Origin of the sequence: Massilia sp. X63 (assembly GCF_041023745.1) — a bacterium.
In the GTDB taxonomy this organism is placed as follows: domain Bacteria; phylum Pseudomonadota; class Gammaproteobacteria; order Burkholderiales; family Burkholderiaceae_D; genus Telluria.
In genome coordinates this window covers 1-2,810 of record NZ_JBFTEF010000036.1, presented here as the reverse complement: position 1 = coordinate 2,810, position 2,810 = coordinate 1, and the positions used below count along the sequence as shown (strand labels likewise).

Sequence of the window (2,810 nt, the reverse complement as noted above, 5' to 3'; positions counted from 1 at the left end):
AGTATCAGTTAAATCAACCCCTGAAAAATCACAATTTGAAAAGGCAATATTTTTAACTCTATTCCCCGTAAATTGATCTCGTGAAAACTTTTCATTGATAAAGTGCTTTTCCATACATGCTACACCTGGTTATTTATACAGTGCAATCATTGTACATTAATTTGAACAACCTTAAACTCTAGCTAAAATTGATTCATACAATCCCTTTTATGTTAAACGGGCGAGTTAGTTAGCAAAAACCTCCCGTTCATCCCCATTAAAGCCCCTCGAAACGATTTTAAGACACGATCACCCTATAAAACACCCAAATCTACGCTGAAAGTTTAGAACGGTTTTGCGGGCTTCTGAGTGCGTTTTTAACATCGTGCAAACTGACAAGTAAAACGATGCGAAATCGCTGAAAGTCACAAACTTGTTTTGTGGCAAGAAGCGATTTGACCAACCGAGTAAAACGAGGGCGGTAGGCTTTTTGTTTTTATCCTGATGAGCGTCCAGCGAAGAAAGGGAAAAACAGGGGGAGCCGAAACGAAATGACACGCCCCAGCGATGGCAAGTGAACCCCAGTGAACGTGTTTCGTTTTGGGGGCAAAGCCCCCCGTCAAGCGAAGCGTCTGACCACCACATTTTTGAGCGACCAAATACAGGGGCGAAAAAAGGGGGTGGTCAGACGAACGCAGTGAGTTTGACGGGCTTGGGTGAATGGTTTTTTTCGCAGGCGTCCAGCCGAAGAAAATAGCCAGAGGGCGGAGCCTTATGTCATTCATTTTCGTCCAGAAAATGAGTGGCATTGATACTGAAAGTATCATGGGGTGCAAGTTAGTAAAACTATGATTCTACCCATTATTTCACCCGTTATTCTGCCCGTTATACCTAAATTGGGTGCAATAACGGGTAAAGTAATAGGTAGAATAACAGGTGGATTAATGGGTAAGAAATAACACAACGTCATCTTGTGTCTATCTATTATTCTGTATCTTATTCTATGTATTATTCTACCTATTACAGACGAAATAGATAAAATAAGAGATAGAATAATAGATAGGATAATACATAAAATAATAGGTAAACCTAACGTCAGCGCACCTTTTCTTCGAGCTGTTTTAGCATCGAAATATCACCTAATAACCGTTGATTTTTACCTGTGAAAAAGATGATCGGACTGACATTTGCATTATCAATACTTCGGCTTAACTGAATTCCCATCGCCTGATAATCATCATCGTTTGTGCAATGGTATAACGCTAAAACAAGCTGACATTGTTCTGGAGTTCCGCATTCTATTGCCCAGCGGATCAACTCCGAAAAGGTCAATCCGTTCGGTTTCCAGTGTTTTTTATGCCGTGACGCTAACGCCTTAAATTTTTCACGCCCTTGATTATATTTTTCTGCCCCGATCACCGGATCTTCACAACGAACCCCTTGAACCGGTCGCTTATCAAATGACAATTCCCATAAATTTAATTCTTCGATGTATTCGTAATCTTCTGGCGATGCCAAACGAAATAATTGAGACATAGAGACACCCTCCGATCATGTGTGAACGGAGACAGTATAAGGCTTTCGAGAAATTCCGCTTCCTCGACGTGAAACAAGTTCACGCCTTGCGGCGAGCGTTGCGAATTGAATTTATGAGGTTTACCAAGCTCCAGATGTAACAAAGCCCCGTGACAGCATCACAGGGCTCTGGTACTCTAAATCTTGTGCATTCGTTGCTCAGATTAGACGTCGCAATCCAATCTTAGCAACGTGAGAGGCGCTTGTCACGTTCTCATTAAATACCAGCCAACGACATTAACCCAAATGCACCACTTGATTGACTCGGACTTAGCCCGGTCTCCGAAAGGATAAACAGGCAAATTGTGGTAGTAAAACGTACCGGAAAACGAAATTCCGGCTCTACCTCCGAATCACGCTGCGGTATCGAAAGATTACAGTGCGTACCTGATAAGAGCACCAATCAACGGACTAGGGATTTCTTGGATTGCGAAGTGTCGAAAGAAGCCCAACCTAACCAAACTTAGCCAGATTAACGAGCTAAGAGACCATGACCCAATAACTGATCATGGAGAAAAGCAAAGACAAGATGAAGATGTCGCTTCGCTCCGTTTTGATTAGTACCACATTGGGGCATTAGGCGTTTTTTACCTAGATTTTATCGGTGAACAATAACACCTAAACTCTCAACAAGCTGAAGCGCCTGCTCTCCATCCAACTTCACTCCATCTAAATTAATTCGCCTTGCATCAAGCTCGCCAAGCGCCCCACCCGTTAAATCACAACCAGTAAAATCAGCCAAAGACCAATCAAACGATGAAAACTCCCCACAAGAAAGATCGGAGCCACGAAACACGGCGCCAGTTATCACAGTGCCATTCCAGCGATTTTCCCACAGTTCGCACTTTTCTAATATGACTCTAGAAAAATTAGCGTAACTAAGATTTGTCTTGGTTATATAAGCACTACAAAACCATGACCTTGTAGTTATCATATTCATAAAATTAGCCCCTCGAAAATCAGCTCCTTGAGCTAAACACTCACTAATTTCAAGACCTAAGGCGCTAATGTTTTTAAAATTACTCATTGATAAATCGCAGCTTTTAAAGCTAGCGTTTTTTAGTTTGGCTCTATTAAAATCACACCCTTCCAAGCTATTCCTGTCGTAAAAACTACAATCAACAAATTCAGTATCAGTTAAATCAACCCCTGAAAAATCACAATTTGAAAAGGCAATATTTTTAACTCTATTCCCCGTAAATTGATCTCGTGAAAACTTTTCATTGATAAAGTGCTTTTCCATACATGCTACACCT

The 2,810-nt window shown here is 41.4% G+C and carries 2 protein-coding genes and 1 pseudogene; all 3 read right to left on the bottom strand.

Features of this window, described 5'->3' with window-relative positions:
- Positions 1-114 (bottom strand): annotated as a pseudogene (locus AB3347_RS25810) (QnrD family quinolone resistance pentapeptide repeat protein); the annotation flags it as partial.
- A 960-nt stretch (positions 115-1,074) separates the two neighbouring features.
- Positions 1,075-1,515, bottom strand: a complete 441-nt coding sequence (locus tag AB3347_RS25805) for a hypothetical protein (RefSeq protein ID WP_015063446.1) — start codon at positions 1,513-1,515, stop codon at positions 1,075-1,077.
- A 637-nt stretch (positions 1,516-2,152) separates the two neighbouring features.
- The gene (locus AB3347_RS25800) at positions 2,153-2,797 is read right to left on the bottom strand and encodes a quinolone resistance pentapeptide repeat protein QnrD1 (protein ID WP_012634451.1); all 645 of its coding nucleotides are present in this window, start codon (positions 2,795-2,797) and stop codon (positions 2,153-2,155) included.
- Positions 2,798-2,810 lie beyond the last annotated feature (13 nt).